This window comes from Megalodesulfovibrio gigas DSM 1382 = ATCC 19364 (genome assembly GCF_000468495.1).
Classification (GTDB): domain Bacteria; phylum Desulfobacterota; class Desulfovibrionia; order Desulfovibrionales; family Desulfovibrionaceae; genus Megalodesulfovibrio; species Megalodesulfovibrio gigas.
Genome location: NC_022444.1, coordinates 3410724 through 3429217 on the forward strand (window position 1 = coordinate 3410724; position 18494 = coordinate 3429217).

Sequence of the window (18494 nt, forward strand, 5' to 3'; positions counted from 1 at the left end):
GACAATGCCGATTAGGCCGCCTGCAGTTCGTCTGCGAGTGCCGAGATATCCTCAATGGCCTGGCTGAGTTCCTGCATTCCCTTGGCCTGCTCGGTCGCACTGGCCGACGCCTGCTGGGCGGCGCTGGAACCCTGCTGGGCCGCGGAAGCAATCTGGTCCACGCCCTGCTGCGCCTGTTCCACGGCGAGTGCAGCCTGCCCTGTATTGCTCTGAATGCTGACGATGCCCACGCGCACCTCGCCGATCTCTTTCTCGATGCGCAACAAATCCGCAGTGGATTTTTTGGCATTGTGCGCGTCTTTGTTGGCCATGGAACCCAGTTCGAGGATGTCCCTGGAGACGATGAGCACCTGATCCTGGATGGAGCGCACGAGGTCTTTGATCTTTTCCGCGTTCTGTTCCGAATCGTTGGCCAGGGTGCGGATGTCGGAGGCCACGACGGCAAAGCCCTTGCCGTATTCACCGGCCCGCGCGGCTTCAATGGCGCCGTTCACGGCCAGCATGTTCGTCTGCATGGCCACGTTGGTGATGGCATCCACGATCTTGTCGATCTGGCGCACACGCACTTCGAGGCTCTTCACATTTTCAGCCGACGTGGTGCTGACGTTGGCGCTGGTGCTGATGCCCACAATGAGGTTGTCCACCGCGACCTTGCTTTCGGTCAGCAGCGTGACCATGTTGACGACCTTTTCCAGGGCATCCACAGCCTTCTGGGCGATCTCCTGGCTTTGGCGATTCACCTGGGTGATGGCCGAGGAGGATTCTTCCGCAGCAGCGCTCTGCTGTTCCGCGCCCTTGGCAATCTGGCGGATGGCGCTCATGATCTGCTGGGAGGCGGCATTGGCCTGGGAGATGGTGGCGGAGAGTTCCTCGGCCGTGGCGGCGAGCTGCTCGCTGGATTTTTCGGAATCCGTATTGACCTTGAGGTCTTCAGCCATCTGGGCCAACTCTTCGGTGGCGGTTTCGATATCCTTCATGGCCTTCATCTGCTCGGCCGTGGAGGTCGATGCCTGGGCCGCTGCGCTGGCGGCTTCTTCTGAGGCCGAGGCAATGATTTCCGTGCCCTTGAGGAACTGCACAATGGCCGTGGCCACGCTGGCGCTCATGTCGTTGATAAAGGCGCACTCGCCCTGCAGCTGCTTCATGTCCGCTTCAATCTGAGTCAGCTGCGCAGTGACGGCGCGGCCCTTTTCCACCTCTTCCTTGCCGGTGTTGCCCGCTTCTTCCGCATCCCTGGCCACCACGCGCACGTCCTTCTGGATCTCGGAAATCAGCTCGCGGATCGAACGGGCCGATTTTTCCGCGCCCTCGGCCAGGTTGCGGACCTCGTCCGCCACCACGGCAAAGCCACGGCCATGCTCGCCTGCACGCGCTGCCTCAATGGCGGCGTTCAGAGCCAGCAGGTTGGTCTGATCCGCAATGCCTGCCACGGTCTTGACCACTTGGCCAATCTCGTCCGCCTGCTTTTCCAACTCGGAAATGAGCCTGGCAGACTGGACGTTCCGGTCCGCTGAAAGGCCTACATTGGCGATGATGGCTTCAATGTCTGCCGAGGTCTGGCGCACCAGCTCCTGCAGCGCATTGGTCTTTTCCATGGAGGCCTGGGCAACCTCGCTGGTGTTCTTGGCGGTAATGTTGAGCCGCTGGGCCGCGGTTTGCCCTTGCTGGGCCGCGGCGCTGGCCTGGGTGGCTCCGGAGGAAATCTGCTCCATGGCCTTGTCCAGCTGCTCGGCCGCGGCGTTGGCCTGAGCGATGCCGCTGGCAAGCTCTTCCGTAGCCGAGGCAATGCGTTCGGCCACCTGCTGCCGTTTGGCGGCGGTGCGGCTGGCTGCCCGCTGGGCCGCCCGCTCCTTGGCAATACGGCGCTTTTCCACAAGATCTTGCGCCGCGTTCCGATCGGCCTCGGCATATCCTGGTGTGCGCCGCTGATTTGCTGCACTCGGGGGGGGAGCCAGTTTTGCCATCAGAGAATCCTCCACTTGTCCTAGGTGAATTGCATGAGCCGGCTTACGATTATCGATATCAAGATATCGTCTCAAAGAACCCGGACGCCTTTTTTCACAGCCTCCTCGACAACACTGCCCAGAAGCTCCGCAGAAAAAGGCTTGAGCAAGAAAAATGTGGCCTGCGCCACGCGCGCCGCCCTTTCCGTGCACTCCGAATCATCGCTTGTAATGATGATTGCCGGGATTCGGGGCGTCCCCATGGTCTCCGCGAGTTGCGTCAGCTCCTGCAGAATCTCCAGGCCGCTCACCTTGTCCATGAACACGTCCAACACCAGCAAATCATAGGTGTTCGTGGCCATGAGCTTGAGCACGTCCTCTCCATTGGGGACCACTTGCACCTCGTGCCCCATGGCGCTGAGCGCGTGGGCAATGATCTTGCGGTAAAACAGATCATCGTCAGCAACCAGAATGTTCGCCATAGGCACCTCCATGCATGAGGTCCCGCAAAGCAAGACCTGCGCCAGGATCGGCCTATGCATTTTAGTCTATTATTTAAGGGCAATAACGAGCAGTATTCGCCCGTCTTCCGGGGGAGGGGCCACAGAATGGAGGTACAAAAACCTCCACTGCGAGGCATACAGCAAAAAATAAGAGTAACTATTCCACCGAAGAAGATCTGATTAAATGCAGAGGCATAGACTATGATTGAATTTCTGCGGACTGTTATTGGAATATGCAACAAAAATGGTGGCATTTTTGCCACCCGCGCATGCGCCGTATTCGTGCGCAGGCCCACCACGCCACACGATTGCGCCGCAGACCTCTTCGGTCCGCGTGGAGGCAAATTTGCCTCCCAGGCAACGAGGATAGCCCTCCCCCACTTCCCAACGCCATTATTTCAGACCATTTTGCCTTTGAAACGAGCTCTCGGGGGAACTCCTTCGCAACGGCTTGTTATTCTTATTCCATACTAAATTACTGGATTGTAAAAGAGAGGAGCACCTCGCCCAAAAGGGTCCCCGTTCTCGCACGGATCTTGTTTCCAAAAACAATACAATGCCTCAGAAACAGGAAAGACTGAATCTACAACGCCTATCTGGAATACCACACCAAAAAAGGGCCTGGATCTGTGATCCAAGCCCTTGAAATACCCGTGGTGGAGACGAAGGGATTTGAACCCTCGACCTACGCGTTGCGAACGCGCCGCTCTCCCAACTGAGCTACGTCCCCACGAAGCAAGGGTTCTTATCCGATGCATCGCCCCAAGACAAGCGAAATATTGCGGCGGCTGTCGGCCCCCGCCGTGGGGCATCGCGCCACCGCAGCCGTCAGCGGCGGCGGAACTCCCACAGGCTGGCCGGCACGCCGCCGGCGGGCCAGTTGCGGGCATGGACTTTGGCCGCGTAGGCCTTGGAGGCATCGAACCCGCGGCGGTGCATGGCTTCGATGAACGGGCGATACACGGCGCGGTCTGGCTCGGCAATCCAGGCCACGCCCTCGGGGGCCACCACGCGATCCAGAAAATCGGCCACGGGCGGGATGAAGCGGTGCTCGTACACCACATCCCCGGCCCAGACCACGTCGAACACCCGTTTGCGGAAGGCCGGGGCGCGCCAGTCCATACACAGCCAAGCCGGGGCGCGGCCGTCAAGGTGCGCCTGATTTTCTACCGTGTTGCGCCGGGCAAAGGCCAGGGCATCGGCCTCGTAATCCATGGCCGTCACCCGGGCGCCCAGGCGGCTGCCCACCAGGGCCGTAAAGCCCAGGCCACAGCCGAGGTCCAGACAGCGGCGGCCGCAGATGCGCGACTGACTGCGCTCCAGCCACTGGGCCAGGAGATAGCTGGAGGGCCACAGCTCCGTCCAGTACGGCAGGCGTTCGTCCGCTTCAAATTGCCGGCGGCGGCGCAGGGCCGCGGGGTCTGTGTCCAGCAGGTCATCGTCTTCTTCATCGTCGGCCAGACGGTCCCAGAGGGTTTCCAGGTCCGCCAGGCTGGCGAGCTGCCAGCGCACGCCGGCGGCCTCCACGGTGAAGCATCTGCAGTCGTCGTATGCGTTCATGCGGCCGTGCTAACGGAAGACCGGGCGCAGCGCAATGCGCGGCCATCAATCCTGGGGCTGGGACATGAGGTAAAAGCCGAGATCCGCATCCCTGGCCGGCGCATTGGTGAACCGACCATGGATTACCTGCCGGCTGATCCCCGTAATCTCAAGCTCCCGGGTGATGGTGGGCCGCAGGGGCGTTTCCAGGACAAAGGACACGCGCAGCCTGTCGCCCATGCGCACGTCGTGCGGGTCGGGGATGGAAAAGCGCATGCCTGTGAGGGAGAGATTCTGGATGAGGAGCTCGTCCCTTTCCTGGGTCTCCAGGTGCGTGTACTCCCCGGCGAGCTGCACGCGCTTGCGCGGCGCCTGTCGCAGCTCCAGATGACTTTCGAACCGGTGGCCGCATGAGCAGGTGACAAGCAGCGGCTTCTTCCCCTGCTTGTACCGGGCGGCATCAATGCGTCTTTCCCGGGAGCAATGCGGACAAACGATGGTGACCATACCTTGAGGGTCCGCAAAAAAGGTATGCATCTTCACTGGATGCGCGTTATCGGCCGCAGACGGGGAAGACGTTGGCGATGTGGGGTGCCCAGGGTCCATGCGCTGCTCCTCTGCGGCATGGGAGGGGGCTGTCAGCAGCCCTCCTCCAACGCCTGAATTTCCGTTTCCAGCTGCTCCATGGCGGCGATGCAACGTTCGGCCCGTTCCTGGGTCACGTTGTATTCGCCCAGCAGGGTGGCGCTTTTGGCGGCATCGGCAAACACGGCCGGGTCTGCCAGCTGCTGTTCCACCTCGGCCTGGCGGGAGAGGATGTTTTCCAGCTCCTGTTCCTTGTCCGCGTAGGCCTGTTTTTTGGGGCCCAGCAGTTTGGCCATGGCCTTTCGCCGTTCCGCCTCCTGCCGCTTGCGATCCTGGCGCTCGGCCCGGCTTTCCCCGGGCTTGTCGCCAAGAGATTTCGAATCATCCACTACCACAGTTCCCTTGCCGGGCACAACTGCAGGATTGGCCTGCCGGGATCTTTCGTAGGCCTCGAAGCCTTCTTCGTGGATGACGAAACCCTGGGGCGTGAGTTCCCAGACCTGTTCCGCCACGCGCTGCATGAGCCAGCGGTCGTGGGCCACGAAGAGCACGGTGCCTTCGAAATCTTCCAAGGCCTCGATGAGGGCCTCGCGACTTTCCAGGTCCAGGTGGTTGGTGGGTTCGTCCAGCACCAGAAAATTGGACCGGGACAGAAAGAGCGTGGCCAGGATGAGCCGGCTTTTCTCGCCGCCGGACAGGGAAGACACGGGGCGGTCGAAGTATTCCTGCCCGAGCAGGAAAAGCCCGAGCACGCTCATGAGCTCTTCTTCGGTGGTGCGGGGGTCGCACAGGCGGCGGATTTCCGAAAGCGTGGTCTTTTCGGGATCCAGAATCTCCAACTGATGCTGGGCAAAGATGCCCATCTTGGTGTTGGAGCTCACTTCCACCCGGCCGGCCAGGGGCTGATGCCGGCCGGTGACGCACTTGAGCAACGTGGACTTGCCGCAGCCGTTAGGACCGGCCAGGGCGATCTTCTGCCCGCGAAAAATCTGAAAATCAATCGGCTTCCACAGCTGCTGCCCGCTGCCGTAAGCCGCGGCAAGGCCCACCACGGCCATGGGGGTGCGGTCGCCGCGCTGGGGTTCCGGCCATTTGAACGAAAGGGTTTTCTTCCTGGCGTCCGGCTTCAGGCCCTCCAGCTCCTTTTCCAGCTTTCTGGCCTGCTTCTGACGCGAACCGGCCTGTCGGGCCTTGGTGGCCTTGTATTTGAACCGGGCCACGAAGGCGAGCTTGCGTTCCAGCTCCTCGTTCAGGCGTTTGGTCTCGCGCTGGCGCTGCTCTTCCTGCTCGTCCTGCCAGACCAGGAACTGCGAGAAGGTGCCCTTGCGGAACATCGGCTTGGGGCCGCCGAAATACAAGGTGTGCGTGGCCAGGCGGTCCATGAAGATGCGGTCGTGGGCCACGAAGACCAGCACGCCTTCATACGCCAGCAGAAACTGCTCCAGCCACTCCACGGCTTCCAGGTCCAGGTGGTTGGTGGGTTCGTCCAGGAGCAGGATGTCTGCCCCGGCCACCAGCACGCGGGCCAGCTTGGCGCGCTCCCGCCAGCCGCCGGAAAAGCTCTGCAGCGGGTCATGATGCCGGGCGGCGGGGAATCCCAGCCCTTCCAGCACCACATGGGCGCGCTGTTCGGGATTGTGCCCGTAGACGGCCTCCAGCTCTGCCTGCCGGGTGGCCAGACGGGCCAGGGCTTTTTCGTCGTGCACGGCGGTGGCGGCTTCCCATTCCTTCCAGAAATCGTTCCAGGAAGGCAGCACCTCCAGCACCCAGGCAATCAGCGGGGTGGCCAGGACGTCTTCGTCCATTTCCTGGGCCACGTAGCCCAGCCGCGCGCCCTTGGGCATGGTGATGCGCCCGGCATCCGGCGCGCTGACGCCGGCGATGACCTTCAGAAAAGTGGACTTGCCCGCGCCATTGGCCCCGACCACGGCCAGACGCACCCCGGAGACCAGCTCCAGGGAAAAATCCTTGAACAGATCCCGGGCCCCGTAACTCTTGGTGATGCCTTGTATGGAACAATTCACGCGAGATTCCTGGAAAAGCAAAAAGAACATGGCGACACGCCGCCGGAAGACGCTCCAACCGGCGAGTCATGCCACAAGTGGCCCACAGTGAAAAGTCTTTTGGAAGGGGGATGCGGGGGAAGCACCGTTCCGCGGAACGGCGCTTCCCCCGCGCATATGCTTATCCCAGTGCGTCAACCACGGCATCGCCCATGGCTGTGCAGCCCACGAGGGTCAGACCGGGCTGGGCGCTGTTGTAGATGTCGCCAGTGCGCAGGCCCTTGTCCAGCACGGCAGAGACAGCCTGCTCGATGACGGCGGCCTCGGCCTCCAGGCCCAGGGCAAAGCGCAGCATCATGGCCACGGACAGGATGGTGGCCAGGGGGTTGGCCTTGTCCTGGCCGGCGATGTCCGGAGCCGAGCCGTGGATGGGCTCGTAGATGCCGGGGCCGGATTCGCCCACCGAGGCCGAGGGCAGCATGCCGATGGAACCGGTGATGGCCGCGGCGGCGTCGGAGAGGATATCCCCGAACAGGTTGCCGGTGACGATGACGTCGAACTGGCTGGGATCGCGCACCAGCTGCATGGCGGCGTTGTCCACGTACATGTGGCTCAGTTCCACGTCCTGGTAGTCCTTGTGGACTTCGATGACCACATCCCGCCAGAGCTGGGAGACGTCCAGCACGTTGGCCTTGTCCACGCTGCACAGGCGCTTGCCGCGCTTGCGGGCAGCCTCGAAGGCCACCTTGGCGATGCGGCGGACTTCGGACTCGGTGTAGCGCATGGTGTTGAAGCCCATGCGCTCGCCGTTTTCTTCCACAATGCCCTTGGGCTGACCAAAGTAGACGCAGCCGGTCAGCTCGCGCACCACCAGCACGTCCAGGCCCTTGGCCACGATGTCCGGCCGCAGATAGCTGGCCGAGGCCAGTTGCGGAAAGAGCGTGGCCGGGCGGAAGTTGGCAAAGCAGTTCAGCTCCTTGCGGATCTTTAGCAGGCCGGTTTCCGCGCGCAGGTGGCGGGGCAGGTTGTCCCACTTGGGACCGCCCACGGCGCCGAGCAGCACGGCGTCGCTTTCCTTGCAGGCCTGGACCGTGGCGTCGGGCATGGGCTCGCCCACGGCGTCGATGGCCGCGCCGCCGGCCAGAACATTGGTGTACGTGAACGTGTGGCCGAACTTGCGGCCCACCAGATCCAGCACCCGCACGGCCTGGGTCACGATCTCGGGGCCGATGCCGTCGCCGGGCATGAGGCAGATGGAGTAATTCATGAGGAAAACTCTATGGTTGTAAAAACGTGAAGACTCGGGGCGCTGCCCCGAACCCCGCCAGGGGGCTGACCCCCCTGGACCCCGCATTCGTGTTGTCACTGGGCGGCGCGTTCCAGCGCCGCCCAGTGACAACACCGAATGGAGGGGGTGTGGGGGAACTCAGTGCCCCCACTCTCTCCTGCCATTGTATGACCTTACGCCGTCAGACGCTGTTTGACGTAGTTCACCAGGCCGCCGGCGTTCAGGATCCCCTGCATGAAGGGCGGCACGGGCTGGGCGGCGATGGTCTCGCCGGTGCGCTTGTTAAGGATCTGCCCGGTGATGATGTCCACTTCCAGGGGATCGCCGTCCTGGATGCGGCTGATGTCGTCTCCCACTTCCAGCAGGGGCAGGCCCATGTTGAAGCTGTTGCGGTAGAAGATGCGGGCATAGGAATGGGCAATGACCACACTCACGCCCGCGCCCAGGATGGCCACCGGGGCGTGCTCGCGGGAGGAGCCGCAGCCGAAGTTGCGGCCAGCCACGATGAAGTCGCCCTTCTGGATGCGTTTGTTCCAGCCGGGCTCCAGGCCTTCCATGCAGTGCTTGCCGAGCTCCACAGGATCGGTGGTCACAAGAAACGGGGCCGGGATGATGGCGTCGGTATCGATATGCTCGCCCACCAGATGGGCAGCGCCGGAAAGTTTCATGATTCGAATCCTCGCAGGCGGTTACAGAGACGCAGGGTGGACGATTTCGCCAGCCACGGCCGCGGCGGCGGCCAGGGACGGGGAAGACAGATACACCTCGCTCTCCAGGTGTCCCATGCGGCCCTTGAAATTGCGGTTGGTGGTGGCGATGGCGCGTTCGCCCTTGGCCAGAATGCCCATGTGGCCACCCAGGCAGGGCCCGCAGGTGGGCGGCCCCACGATGCAGCCGGCTTCCATGAAGGTTTCCAGCAGCCCTTCCCTAAGAGCCTGGGTCCAGATTTTCGGCGTGGCCGGCAGCACCACGCAGCGCACGGACTTCTTCACCTTGCGGCCCTTGAGGATGGCCGCGGCTTCGCGCAGGTCCTCAATGCGGCCGTTGGTGCAGGAACCGATGACGGACTGGTTGACCACGATATGCTCGGCGGCCAGCTCATCCACGCCGCGCACGTTGTCCGGCAGGTGCGGGCAGGCCACCTGCGGCGACAGGGAGGCGGCGTCAATCTTGATGATCTCGTCATAGGGCGCGCCGGCGTCGGGGGCGATTTCCTGCGTGGCGGTGTGGCCGTGGGCCTTGGCGAAGGCCAGGGTCTTGGCATCCGCCGCAAAAAGCCCGACCTTGCCGCCAGCCTCAATGGCCATGTTGGCCATGGTCAGGCGACCTTCCACGGAAAGGGCGGCCACGGTGCTGCCGCCGAACTCCAGGGCCTTGTAGCGTGCGCCGTCCACGCCGGTCTTGCCGATGGTGTGGAGGATCAGATCCTTCGCGCCCACGTAGGCCGACAGCTCGCCGTCGATCTGCACATAGATGGTCTGGGGCACCTTGAACCAGGTCTCGCCCAGGGCCATGGCTCCGGCGATGTCCGTGGAGCCCATGCCCGTGGCAAAGGCGCACAGGCCGCCGTAGGTGCAGGTGTGGCTGTCTGCCCCCACCACCACGTCGCCGGGGCCCACCAGGCCCAGTTCGGGCAGCAGCGCGTGTTCCACGCCGCAGTCCCCGCCCTCATAATAGTGCAGGATGTCCTGCTCCTGGGCGAATTCCCGGATGCCGCGCACCTGTTCGGCGGAGGCAATGTCCTTGTTGGGGGTGAAATGGTCCATCACCAGGGCGATCTTGGTCTTGTCGAAGACCGTGGCCGCGCCCATCTGCCGGAAGCTCTTGATGGCCAGGGGCGCGGTGATGTCGTTCGCCAGCACCAGGGAGACGCGGCAGCGGATAATCTGCCCGGCCTCCTTGATCACTTCGTCGCTGGCGGCCTGAAGCAGTTTCATGGCAAGGGTGTGCGCTACAGCGTGACGCATTGACGTTCCTCCTCCTTTTTGGCGAGGCGATTGAGGGCGTTGAGATAGGCCTTGGCCCCGGCCTTGATGACGTCGCCGTCGGCCCCGCGACCCACGGCGGCGTGCGCATCCATGCGCAGCCGGACCATCACCTCGGCCTGGGCGTCCGTGCCCGAGGTGACGGCGTTGACCTGATAGTGTTCCAATACCGGGGACTTGCCCACGGCCTTGTTGATGGCGCTGAAGGCGGCGTCCACCGGCCCCACGCCGAAAGTGGCTTCGCGGATCTCGCGGCCGTCCATTTCCAGCACCAGGGCGGCGGAAGGCGGATCGACCCCGGCCACCACGGTGAGGTTCCTCAACCGGTACTTGTCCGGAATGCGGAAGACCTCTTCCAGGACCACGGCTTCCACGTCCTCGTCGAAAATCTGTTCCTTCTTGTCCGCCAGCTTCTTGATGGCTTCAAAGACGATGCCCAGCTGCTCGTCGGAGAGGGTGAAGCCCAGCTCCCGACACTTGGTGCCCAGGGCGTTGCGGCCGGAATGCTTGCCCAACACCAGTTCCGTGCGGGTGCGGCCCACGGCTTCGGGGGTCATGATCTCGTACGTGCGGCTGTCTTTGAGCATGCCATCCTGATGGATGCCGCTCTCATGGGCAAAGGCGTTGGCGCCCACAATGGCCTTGTACGGCGGGATGGGCGCGCCGATGATCATGGACAACAGCCGGCACGTGGGGAACAACTGCTCCGTGCGGATGCCCGTTTCCAGCTGGAAATACGGCTGCCGCGTGCGCAGGGCCATGATCACCTCTTCCAACGCGGCGTTGCCGGCGCGCTCCCCGATGCCGGAGACGGTCACTTCCGCCTGCCGGGCCCCGGCCTTGAGCGCCGCCAGGGTGTTGGCCGCAGCCAAGCCGAGATCGTTGTGACAATGCACGGACCAGACCACCTTCTCGCTGCCGGGAACATGCTCCAGCAGATAGGCGATCAGCTCCCCGAACTCCTGGGGCTGGGCATAGCCCACGGTATCCGGAATGTTGATGGTCCTGGCCCCGGCCTTGATGACCTCCGCGCAGATGCGCGCCAGGAACGGCGGCTCGGAACGCGAGGCGTCCTCGGCGGAAAACTCCACGTTGGCCGTGTACTGCGCCGCGTGCCTGACGGCGGCGATGGCCATTTCCACCACCTGATCCGGCGCCTTGCGCAGCTTCTTTTCCATGTGGATGGGCGACGTGGCGATGAAGGTGTGGATGCGCGGATGGGCCGCGTCCTTGATGGCCTCCCAGGCGCGGTCGATGTCCGGCTGGATGGCCCGGGCCAGACCGGCAATCTGGGAATCCTTCACCGCGGCGGCAATGGCCTGCACGGCCTGGAAATCGCCCTTGGAGGCCGCAGGAAAGCCGGCTTCGATGACGTCCACGCCCATGCCTTCCAACTGTTTGGCCAGGCGGATCTTTTCCTGCTGGTTCATGGTGGCGCCCGGCGATTGCTCGCCGTCGCGCAAGGTGGTGTCGAAAATGATGACGCGATTGGACATGGTGCTGCTCCGCGATCGGTGGCGATTCCTACCGAAAAGCCCGGCGCATGGCAAAGGCTTCCGGCAGGAAGGGAGTCCCCGCCTTGCGGTGGGGATATGCCTGGGGCAAACGATGGACGAAGACCGTCCTGAAGAACGGAGAAATGGATGACGAGCGCTACAGCGCCCGTAGCAGGAGGCGACGGGAAATGGCGGAGCAGGAGGCGATATGGCAAATAAAGCAATCCATAGATGCCCCTCCTCTAGCACCGCCCCGCCCGCACGTCAAGGAAAATTGATCGAGCAAACAGCATAACGCGCGACATATCCTGCCTCATTCAATCACCGAATCCGTCACCTGGGGATCGCCGTTGCCGAGGTAGAAGATGCCCGGATAGCCCGGCGTCTCAAAGCCGGCGCTGGGATTGTCGCGCAGGGTGGAATTTTCGATCACCAGGGTGCCGGTGCGGTCGTTGCTGACAAAAAAGATGGCGCCGCCGCCTTCGTTGGCCGTGTTGTGTTCGATGCTCGTGCCGCACAGCCGCAAAGTGAAGGTGTTGCCGTCGTTGTAAATCGCCCCGCCGCTGCCGCCGCCGGGCGTGCCAGGGCGGGCCGGGTTCGCGCCCGTGCCGATGGCCTTGTTGTACGAGAACAGGCTGTTGAGCACGGTAAAGGACACCCCGATGCTGGAGAGGCCGCCGCCATTGGAGCCCACATTGCCGTAGCGCGATCCGCCGCCGAAGGTGCTGTTGACCACGTAGACGGGCTGGTCCTGGTATTGATCGAACACCCGCACGGCAGCGCCGCCCACGTCCGGCCCTTCGGCATCGCAGGTATTGTTGAAGAATCGGCTGTTGACGATCTTGAAGCGGCCGCCGCGGACGTAGATAGCGCCGCCGCCGTCATAAGCCTCGCCTGTGGAATCGGCGTTGCTGAAGGTCAGATTCTGCACCGTGAGCCGGGGGTGGTCCTGATCGTCACAATGGGGCGTGGTCCAGACCTGGTCCGGGTCGCAGGTGTTCATGTACAGGATGCGGCGTGCGCCGCCGCCGCTCAGGGTCACCTTGCCGCCACCGTCCAGGACGATCTTTGGGCCGGTGTTGTTGAAGACCTTGGCCGTGGCCTGCAAGGCGATGGTCACGGGGGCGGGGCCGCAGTTGAAGGTGATGACGCCGCCCCGGGCCACGGCGTCCACCACGGCCTGACTGGTGCAACTGGAGGGCCGGCCGTCGCCGATGACCTGATCCGGCTGGGAGACGTCCTCGGCCTGGGCTTCGGCGGGGATGCTGCAACGGCCCTGGGGGTTGCCGGCAGGGGGCAGGCCGGCCTGCCTGGCCTGGGCCAGCATGGCCGGCAGACTCAGCAGCAGCGTGTCTGCGGCGTCTGAAGCGGCTGGAGATGCAGCAGCCGCGGCCGGCAGGATCCACAATCGGCACACAAGCCACGGCAACGCAACACAGCACATGATGATACAACGCCACGACATGACTGCAACCCTCCGCTGCATGATACACAGGAAGATGAGCACGGGCACAAGGCGGACGAGGCCTGCTGTTTTCTCCCACACAATGATTGTCCGCGCAACGCACATGTGGTACCTTGTCGCATCTTTTCCATGCAGCCACGCAACTTCCCGGGGGGGCCAAACCATGCGTTACAACATCCTGCATCTGCTCGCATTGTGTTGCGGCTTGGCGCTGGCCATCCATGCCACCGCCAGTTTCGGCCACGCCGCCAGCGGGGACGACATGCTGCTGACAGTGCCCAGTACAGCCCCGCCCGCAGCACGGGGTATCGTCTTCACCACGGAGGGCGCCTCCTTCTCGCCAGTGCTGGTCGTCACCGGTACGCCGACCATCCGGTGGATCTGGTCCGACGGCACCACCAGCACCAGCGCCACACCCACCAAAAATTTCGGCAGCGCCGGGAAACGTCGGCAGACCCTGATGGTGACCCCCTGGAGCGCCGTGCAGCGTATCAACATCGGCTACGATGCCGGCGACGGCGGCACATACGACATCGAATTCGTGCCGGATCAACAGGTCTCCAAGGTCGAGGGCCTGCACCACGTGCGGCCCTGGCTCCGGCAATGGTGCTCCTCCTACAACCAGATCCCCAGCCTTGACTTCAGCAATTTTGAGCAGCTGGATACCATCGAGTGCTATCTGTCCACCTCCCTCCAGCAGGTGAACCTGCGCAACACGCCCAACCTGCAACGGGCCTGCTTCGAGGATTGCAGCCTCCAGGCCCTGGACCTCTCCGGCAGCCCGCTGCTGGAGGATCTGCGCGGGGCGTTGAACAACTACCCGACCGTCACCTTTGGCAGCGTCGGCGCGAACACATGGCACATCTGCATCCGGGACAACCCGCAGATGACCGTGCGCAACCTGTTCGCCAACATGGCCCAGTTCCCCGTCATCAGTGAATTGTTCATCTGGAACACCAACCAGTCCGGCACCCTGCGCGTCCCGGCCTCGGCCCCGGGCAGCTCGGTGTCCATCATTGCCGATGACAACCAGTACACCAGCCTGGACCTTTCCGGCGCGCTGCAGCATGGCGTGTTCCAGGCATGGGTGAGCCTGAACAACAATCCCCTCACCGCCGTGAACATCACCGGCTGTCAGCAGATTACCGACCTGCGCCTGAACGGCAATCAGCTGAGTTCCGCCAGCCTGGATACCCTGCTGGCCACCCTGGACAGCCTCGGCAGAAGCGATCTCAACAGCAACGGCGAACTGTTTGCAGACATCCGCGGCGCCGCCAATCCTGGCGCAGCCGGCTATGCCAGCGCCCAGGTCCTGGGCACCAAGGGCTGGACCATCCATGCCAACAGCTGGAGCGTGGAACCCCAGCCGCCCAACAACGGCCAGCAGGACATTACGTTCACCACCACCGGGGACACCACAAACATGCGCTGCGATTTCCGCGACGACACCACCACAGCCACGTGGCGGTGGTCCGACGGAACCACCACCCCGGCCACTTCCGGGGCCGCGACACAAAAGACCGGCCTGGGCGCGGGGGCCCACACCCACGTCCTGCGCATCTCCAACGGCGCAGCCCTGCGACGCTTCGGAGCAGCCAGCGGTGGCGAAGGACATCTGGTGTCCATGACCGGGTTTGCAAACACCCCGTCCCTGAAGATCCTCTATGCGTACATGGAAACAGCCCTGAACAGCCTGGGCCGGACCAACACCACCGTGGTCAGCGAATATCACCTGATGGATACGGCGCTTTCAGCCGCATCCATCGATCAGGTCTATGCGGATGCCGTGGCTACCAATATCTGGAACGGCTCCATCTGGAGCAGCAACAGCGGCACGGCAGCCAGCGCGGCAAACCGCGCCACCCTGCAGGCCCGGGGCTGGACGCTTTCCGAGTAACGGTCTGTGCGAGAGGGGAAACATTTTGGCAAAAGGTTCTCCCTCTCGCGCCCTCCCCTTCAAAAAACTTAATAATATATCACGATTACAACACCAATCTTTGGAATGGAGAAGCGGGGGGGGGGGGAAATGCAATACACGCCCAGGTTGTGACGTCTACAGCAAACCAAGGAGCTTTTCGGCGACCGGAGAGAAAAAGGCCACGGCCATGGCGGCCAAGCCGATGAGCACCTTGAGCAACACGTCCATGCGATCGAAGCGGCCTTCCAGCTTGGTCAGACGCTCCGTAAGGCGCAGTTCCTGAGCGGCCATCTCCCCGCGCAACTCGGCGCGCAAGTCCGCAATGTCTTTCTTGGTGGACACCTCGGCCAAGAGCGCAGTCATGACGCGAGCATCCGAGGCATGAAATGCTTCAATAAACGGCGCGGCCTTCTCCGGCCCAAGGGCGGCCTCCATGGCCTTTGTCTGCTCGTAGGTTAACATGGGGCAAAGCATGCCCCAAGGACGGGCATCTGGCAAGGGGAGCACGCGAAAGGCCAGAGCCGCGGCGCGGCCTTCCGCCTCTTCCAGCGTGCCCCGCAGCCCTGCACACCCGACGACCAAAAGGAGCAAAGCCCGGAGTAGCCCCCTCTTCTTGAGGGTTCTCTCCTCTCGCAACACCCTTGTTCCAAAGCGGATCTGCCCTACCCCAGCACCGTGTTACGGCCGCCAGCCTTGGCCGCATACAGCTTTTCGTCGGCGGCCTTGATCATGGCGTCCACGCTGTCCAGGCGTTCGCGGCACAAGCCGATGCTCAGGGTGCAGTTGATCATGCGCTTGCCCACCAGAATGGGGGTGGTTTCCACGGTCTTGCGCACCTGCTCGAAGATTTCCACGGCATAGTCCGGCTCCATGGAGGCGGCAAAGACGCAGAACTCCTCTCCGCCCATGCGGGCCACCACATCCGACTGCCGGAACCGCCGCAGCAGCATGTTGCCCAGGTGCTTGAGCACAGCATCGCCGCCGTCATGGCCGAAGGTGTCGTTGATCTTCTTGAAGTGGTCCACGTCCAGCATGGCCACGCAACAGTGCAGGTTCTCGCGCCGGGCCTGGGCCAGGAGCTTGGCCGAGGTCTCAAAAAAATAGCGGCGATTGAACAGGCCGGTCAGAGGGTCGGTGTCCGAAAGCCGCTGGATGGTTTCCATGTGCTCCAGCAACTCCACGTTGTGGGTCACGCGGCAGTACAGCTCCTCGCTGGTGAAGGGCTTGGTCAGGTAGTCGTTGGCGCCGCTCTTGAGGAACCGGGCCGACAGCACGTTGCCGCCATGGGCGGAAACGCCGATGATGGCCAGACGATTTTTCGGCACCTTCATCCGCACGGCCTTGGTGAACTCAAAGCCGTCCATGCCGGGCATGTTGTAGTCGGTGATGAGCAGTTTGACGTCCGGGTGCTCCTCCAGCATGGCCAGACCGGCCTGGGCCGAGGGGGCCTCCACCACCTGAAACTGATGCACCCGCAACAGGCTGCCGATGAGTTGCCGGGCAGTGCGCGAGTCGTCCACCACCAGGGCCTTGATGCTCTGGTTGCGCCGCAGCCGTTCCAACAAATCAACAATATATTCTATTGTTTGTGGACTTTCCTTCACCACGTAATCCACGATCTGCTTGGACCAGATAATGTCGCGGATTTCGTCGTTGAAGGAACCGGTGAAAATGATGCTCGGCACGCCGTGCCGGGTCACCAGATCCACCACCTCGCCGTTGGGGGCGTCCGGCAGGTTCAGGTCCAGCAGGGCGGCAAAATAGCCGCCGGGCCGGCTTTCCAGTCGGGATTTTGTCTCGTGCAAATCGCTGGCGCGTTCCGTTTCCAACCCCAGACGGGCCTGGACCCGCTGCGCCAGCAACGAGGCGAAAAGATTTGAATCCTCAACAATGAGCACAGGTTGCATTAACGCTCCACTGCCGGCGCCCCTCGGGTGCCAGCCTGAAAACCGACTGCGTGTTCCATGTTGATGAATCTATCCGCCGCCAAACGGCTCCAGCACTTGCGCCATGTCCGGGAACAGCTCCAGAAACTCCCGGGCAAAGACTGCCGGTTCTTCAAACAATATCGACCGAATGCCCAGTTCCCTGGCCAGGGCCACATTGCGCCGGGCGTCGTCGATGAACAACACGTCCGACGCAGGCATGTCCAGAACGCCCAGCGCATGCCGGAAGCTTTCCGTCTGGCGCTTGGTGCTGCCCGTGTGGTATGAATTGAAGACATACTCAAAGTGCATGAAGAACCCGTGACGGCGCTCCAGTTCGTCCAGCCAATCGGTATGGTCGGACAGGATGGCCGGCACCACGCCCTGGACAGCCAGGGCCGAAGCCAGGGCCAGCATTTCCTGCCGGGGGATGCAGCCATCGAGAATGGCCTGACGCATGGCGAGCCGCTCGCCCCGAAGGCCGCTGCGGGCCTCGAACATGTCCCAGAAAACGTCCTCCCCGGCAGTGTTGGTCAGGTAGCCGCTGCCGTACATGGCCTCAACCGCCGCCGCGATGACGGCAGACGGCTCCAGGCTCCGGGCCAGCGCCTGACAGGTCAAGGCGTCCAGAAACCCTTCCCGGGCAATGACGCCGCCAAAATCGAACAACACGGCACGTGGTCGTGAGATATTCATGCCCCGCTTGTACGTCGATGTTTGCCTTAGCACAAGCTGCCGCTGCACCGGAAACGAACCGTCCCGGGATTCTCCCCCCTCTTGCCAGTCTTCCAGAAGCGGAGTATTTATGTAGACTGTGGTAATATGGACAAACCGGGGGCAACTCGACATGAACAAAAGCGAACTCGTCAAGGCGTTGGCAGAAGAACACATGCTGCCCATCGATGAAGCAGCCATGATGGTGGATACCTTCTTCGACTGCCTTCGCGATGCCATGGTTCGGGGGGAACGGGTGGAAATCCGTGGATTTGGTTCCTTCAAGGTCAAGGAATACAAAAGCTACCTCGGCCGCAATCCCAAGACAGGCTCCAACGTGGCCGTGCCGCCCAAGAAACTGCCTGCGTTCCGCGCCGGCAAGGAACTCAAGGACGTACTGAACGTCTGAGCTGCACCATCCATGCGCCTCAATTGCGCCGGCAGCGGTGAATACACGCCGTTGCCGGCGTGTTGCGCCTTGTCCACCATCTCCTGCCCCTCTGGTCCCGGAGCATTCCGTGCCGACATTGAATAGCCTCCTGGACTCCTCCTTGCCGGTGCTGCATTTGCGCATCAGCGAATGCATCGTCACCCGCAAGCCCTGCATGGTGACCACAGTGCTGGGCTCCTGTATTTCAGTCACCCTGTTCCATGCCCCCTCGGGCATGGCGGGCATCTGCCATGCCATGCTCCCCGAGGCCGATACCGGCGCCAAGGGCGGCATGGCCGCCTGCCGGTTTGTCGATGTGGCTGTTTCCACCATCCTGAACCGGTTCCGCCGCTGCGACATCAAACCAGATGCGCTGGAAGCCAAGCTCTTCGGTGGGGCCTGCAGCCTGCTCGCATCCCAGCGCCTGCGGCCGGAGCAAATTAAATCCGAGGCGTACTGGAATCTGAACGTCGGCGCACGCAATGTGGAGGTGGCCCGCGCCATGCTCAAACGCGAGGGCGTGCGGCTCAGCAGCGAGCATGTGGGCGGAGAGCACGGCCGCAAACTCTTCTTCCACACTGCCACGGGCGACGTGTGGCTAAAATCCCTGCGGTGATCGATTCAGAACACGATGCATCCCCCCTGCTGCTCGTCAGTTGCGCGCTCTTTACCGCCAAATGCCCCGAGCGCATCCGCCGTC

General features: G+C 62.9%; 16 protein-coding genes, 1 tRNA gene and 1 pseudogene. 3 read left to right on the plus strand and 15 right to left on the minus strand.

Annotated elements, in window-relative coordinates; translation table 11 throughout:
* Positions 1-11 precede the first annotated feature (11 nt).
* The 12 genes and pseudogenes from DGI_RS19600 to DGI_RS15130 form a co-directional block, all read right to left on the minus strand.
* Positions 12-1106 (minus strand): methyl-accepting chemotaxis protein, encoded by a 1095-nt coding sequence (locus DGI_RS19600; protein ID WP_407656297.1) that lies wholly within the window; start codon positions 1104-1106, stop codon positions 12-14.
* Positions 1089-1427 (minus strand): annotated as a pseudogene (locus DGI_RS19605) (methyl-accepting chemotaxis protein); the annotation flags it as partial. The gene DGI_RS19600 and the pseudogene DGI_RS19605, both read right to left, overlap by 18 nt.
* 608 nt (positions 1428-2035) lie before the next feature.
* Complete coding sequence (locus DGI_RS15085) at positions 2036-2425, minus strand: response regulator (RefSeq protein WP_021762054.1); 390 nt, start codon at positions 2423-2425, stop codon at positions 2036-2038.
* A gap of 675 nt (positions 2426-3100) precedes the next feature.
* A tRNA-Ala gene (locus tag DGI_RS15090) sits at positions 3101-3176 on the minus strand.
* A gap of 98 nt (positions 3177-3274) precedes the next feature.
* On the minus strand, positions 3275-4006 hold the full coding sequence (locus DGI_RS15095) for a class I SAM-dependent methyltransferase (protein ID WP_021762056.1): 732 nt from the start codon (positions 4004-4006) through the stop codon (positions 3275-3277).
* Between the two features lie 45 nt (positions 4007-4051).
* Entirely contained in the window at positions 4052-4492 is a 441-nt protein-coding gene (locus DGI_RS15100) for a PilZ domain-containing protein (protein ID WP_027193099.1), read from the minus strand.
* A 131-nt stretch (positions 4493-4623) separates the two neighbouring features.
* A complete protein-coding gene (locus tag DGI_RS15105; protein ID WP_021762058.1) occupies positions 4624-6594 on the minus strand; it encodes an ABC-F family ATP-binding cassette domain-containing protein in 1971 nt (656 codons plus the stop codon).
* Positions 6595-6754: 160 nt separating this feature from the next.
* On the minus strand, positions 6755-7840 hold the full coding sequence (leuB, locus tag DGI_RS15110) for a 3-isopropylmalate dehydrogenase (protein WP_021762059.1): 1086 nt from the start codon (positions 7838-7840) through the stop codon (positions 6755-6757).
* Positions 7841-8034: 194 nt separating this feature from the next.
* Positions 8035-8529 (minus strand): 3-isopropylmalate dehydratase small subunit, encoded by a 495-nt coding sequence (locus tag DGI_RS15115; protein WP_021762060.1) that lies wholly within the window; start codon positions 8527-8529, stop codon positions 8035-8037.
* Between the two features lie 21 nt (positions 8530-8550).
* Entirely contained in the window at positions 8551-9828 is a 1278-nt protein-coding gene (leuC, locus tag DGI_RS15120) for a 3-isopropylmalate dehydratase large subunit (RefSeq protein ID WP_021762061.1), read from the minus strand.
* Positions 9813-11342: a 2-isopropylmalate synthase gene (locus tag DGI_RS15125; RefSeq protein WP_021762062.1), complete on the minus strand. Its 1530-nt coding sequence runs from the start codon at positions 11340-11342 to the stop codon at positions 9813-9815. Before DGI_RS15125 ends, leuC begins: the two co-directional genes overlap by 16 nt.
* A 313-nt stretch (positions 11343-11655) precedes the next feature.
* A complete protein-coding gene (locus tag DGI_RS15130; RefSeq protein WP_202961826.1) occupies positions 11656-12807 on the minus strand; it encodes a hypothetical protein in 1152 nt (383 codons plus the stop codon).
* A gap of 163 nt (positions 12808-12970) precedes the next feature.
* Between DGI_RS15130 and DGI_RS15135 the strand changes: the two genes are divergently transcribed.
* Positions 12971-14704 (plus strand): leucine-rich repeat domain-containing protein, encoded by a 1734-nt coding sequence (locus tag DGI_RS15135; RefSeq protein WP_051286499.1) that lies wholly within the window; start codon positions 12971-12973, stop codon positions 14702-14704.
* A 156-nt stretch (positions 14705-14860) separates the two neighbouring features.
* Here the strand turns inward: DGI_RS15135 and DGI_RS15140 are convergent, their stop codons facing one another.
* The 3 genes from DGI_RS15140 to DGI_RS15150 all read right to left on the minus strand — a co-directional run bounded on the left by DGI_RS15140 (position 14861) and on the right by DGI_RS15150 (position 17346).
* A complete protein-coding gene (locus tag DGI_RS15140; protein WP_144284214.1) occupies positions 14861-15160 on the minus strand; it encodes a hypothetical protein in 300 nt (99 codons plus the stop codon).
* Positions 15161-15387: 227 nt separating this feature from the next.
* Positions 15388-16632 (minus strand): diguanylate cyclase, encoded by a 1245-nt coding sequence (locus DGI_RS15145; RefSeq protein ID WP_021762067.1) that lies wholly within the window; start codon positions 16630-16632, stop codon positions 15388-15390.
* A gap of 69 nt (positions 16633-16701) precedes the next feature.
* Positions 16702-17346: an HAD family hydrolase gene (locus DGI_RS15150; RefSeq protein ID WP_021762068.1), complete on the minus strand. Its 645-nt coding sequence runs from the start codon at positions 17344-17346 to the stop codon at positions 16702-16704.
* 151 nt (positions 17347-17497) lie between these two features.
* Between DGI_RS15150 and DGI_RS15155 the strand changes: the two genes are divergently transcribed.
* Together DGI_RS15155 and DGI_RS15160 are read left to right on the plus strand one after the other, a co-directional pair.
* Positions 17498-17773 carry an HU family DNA-binding protein gene (locus DGI_RS15155; RefSeq protein WP_021762069.1) on the plus strand — a complete coding sequence of 92 codons (276 nt, stop codon included), beginning with the start codon at positions 17498-17500 and terminating at the stop codon, positions 17771-17773.
* Positions 17774-17882: 109 nt separating this feature from the next.
* Positions 17883-18410 carry a chemotaxis protein CheD gene (locus DGI_RS15160; protein ID WP_021762070.1) on the plus strand — a complete coding sequence of 176 codons (528 nt, stop codon included), beginning with the start codon at positions 17883-17885 and terminating at the stop codon, positions 18408-18410.
* Positions 18411-18494: the final 84 nt, after the last annotated feature.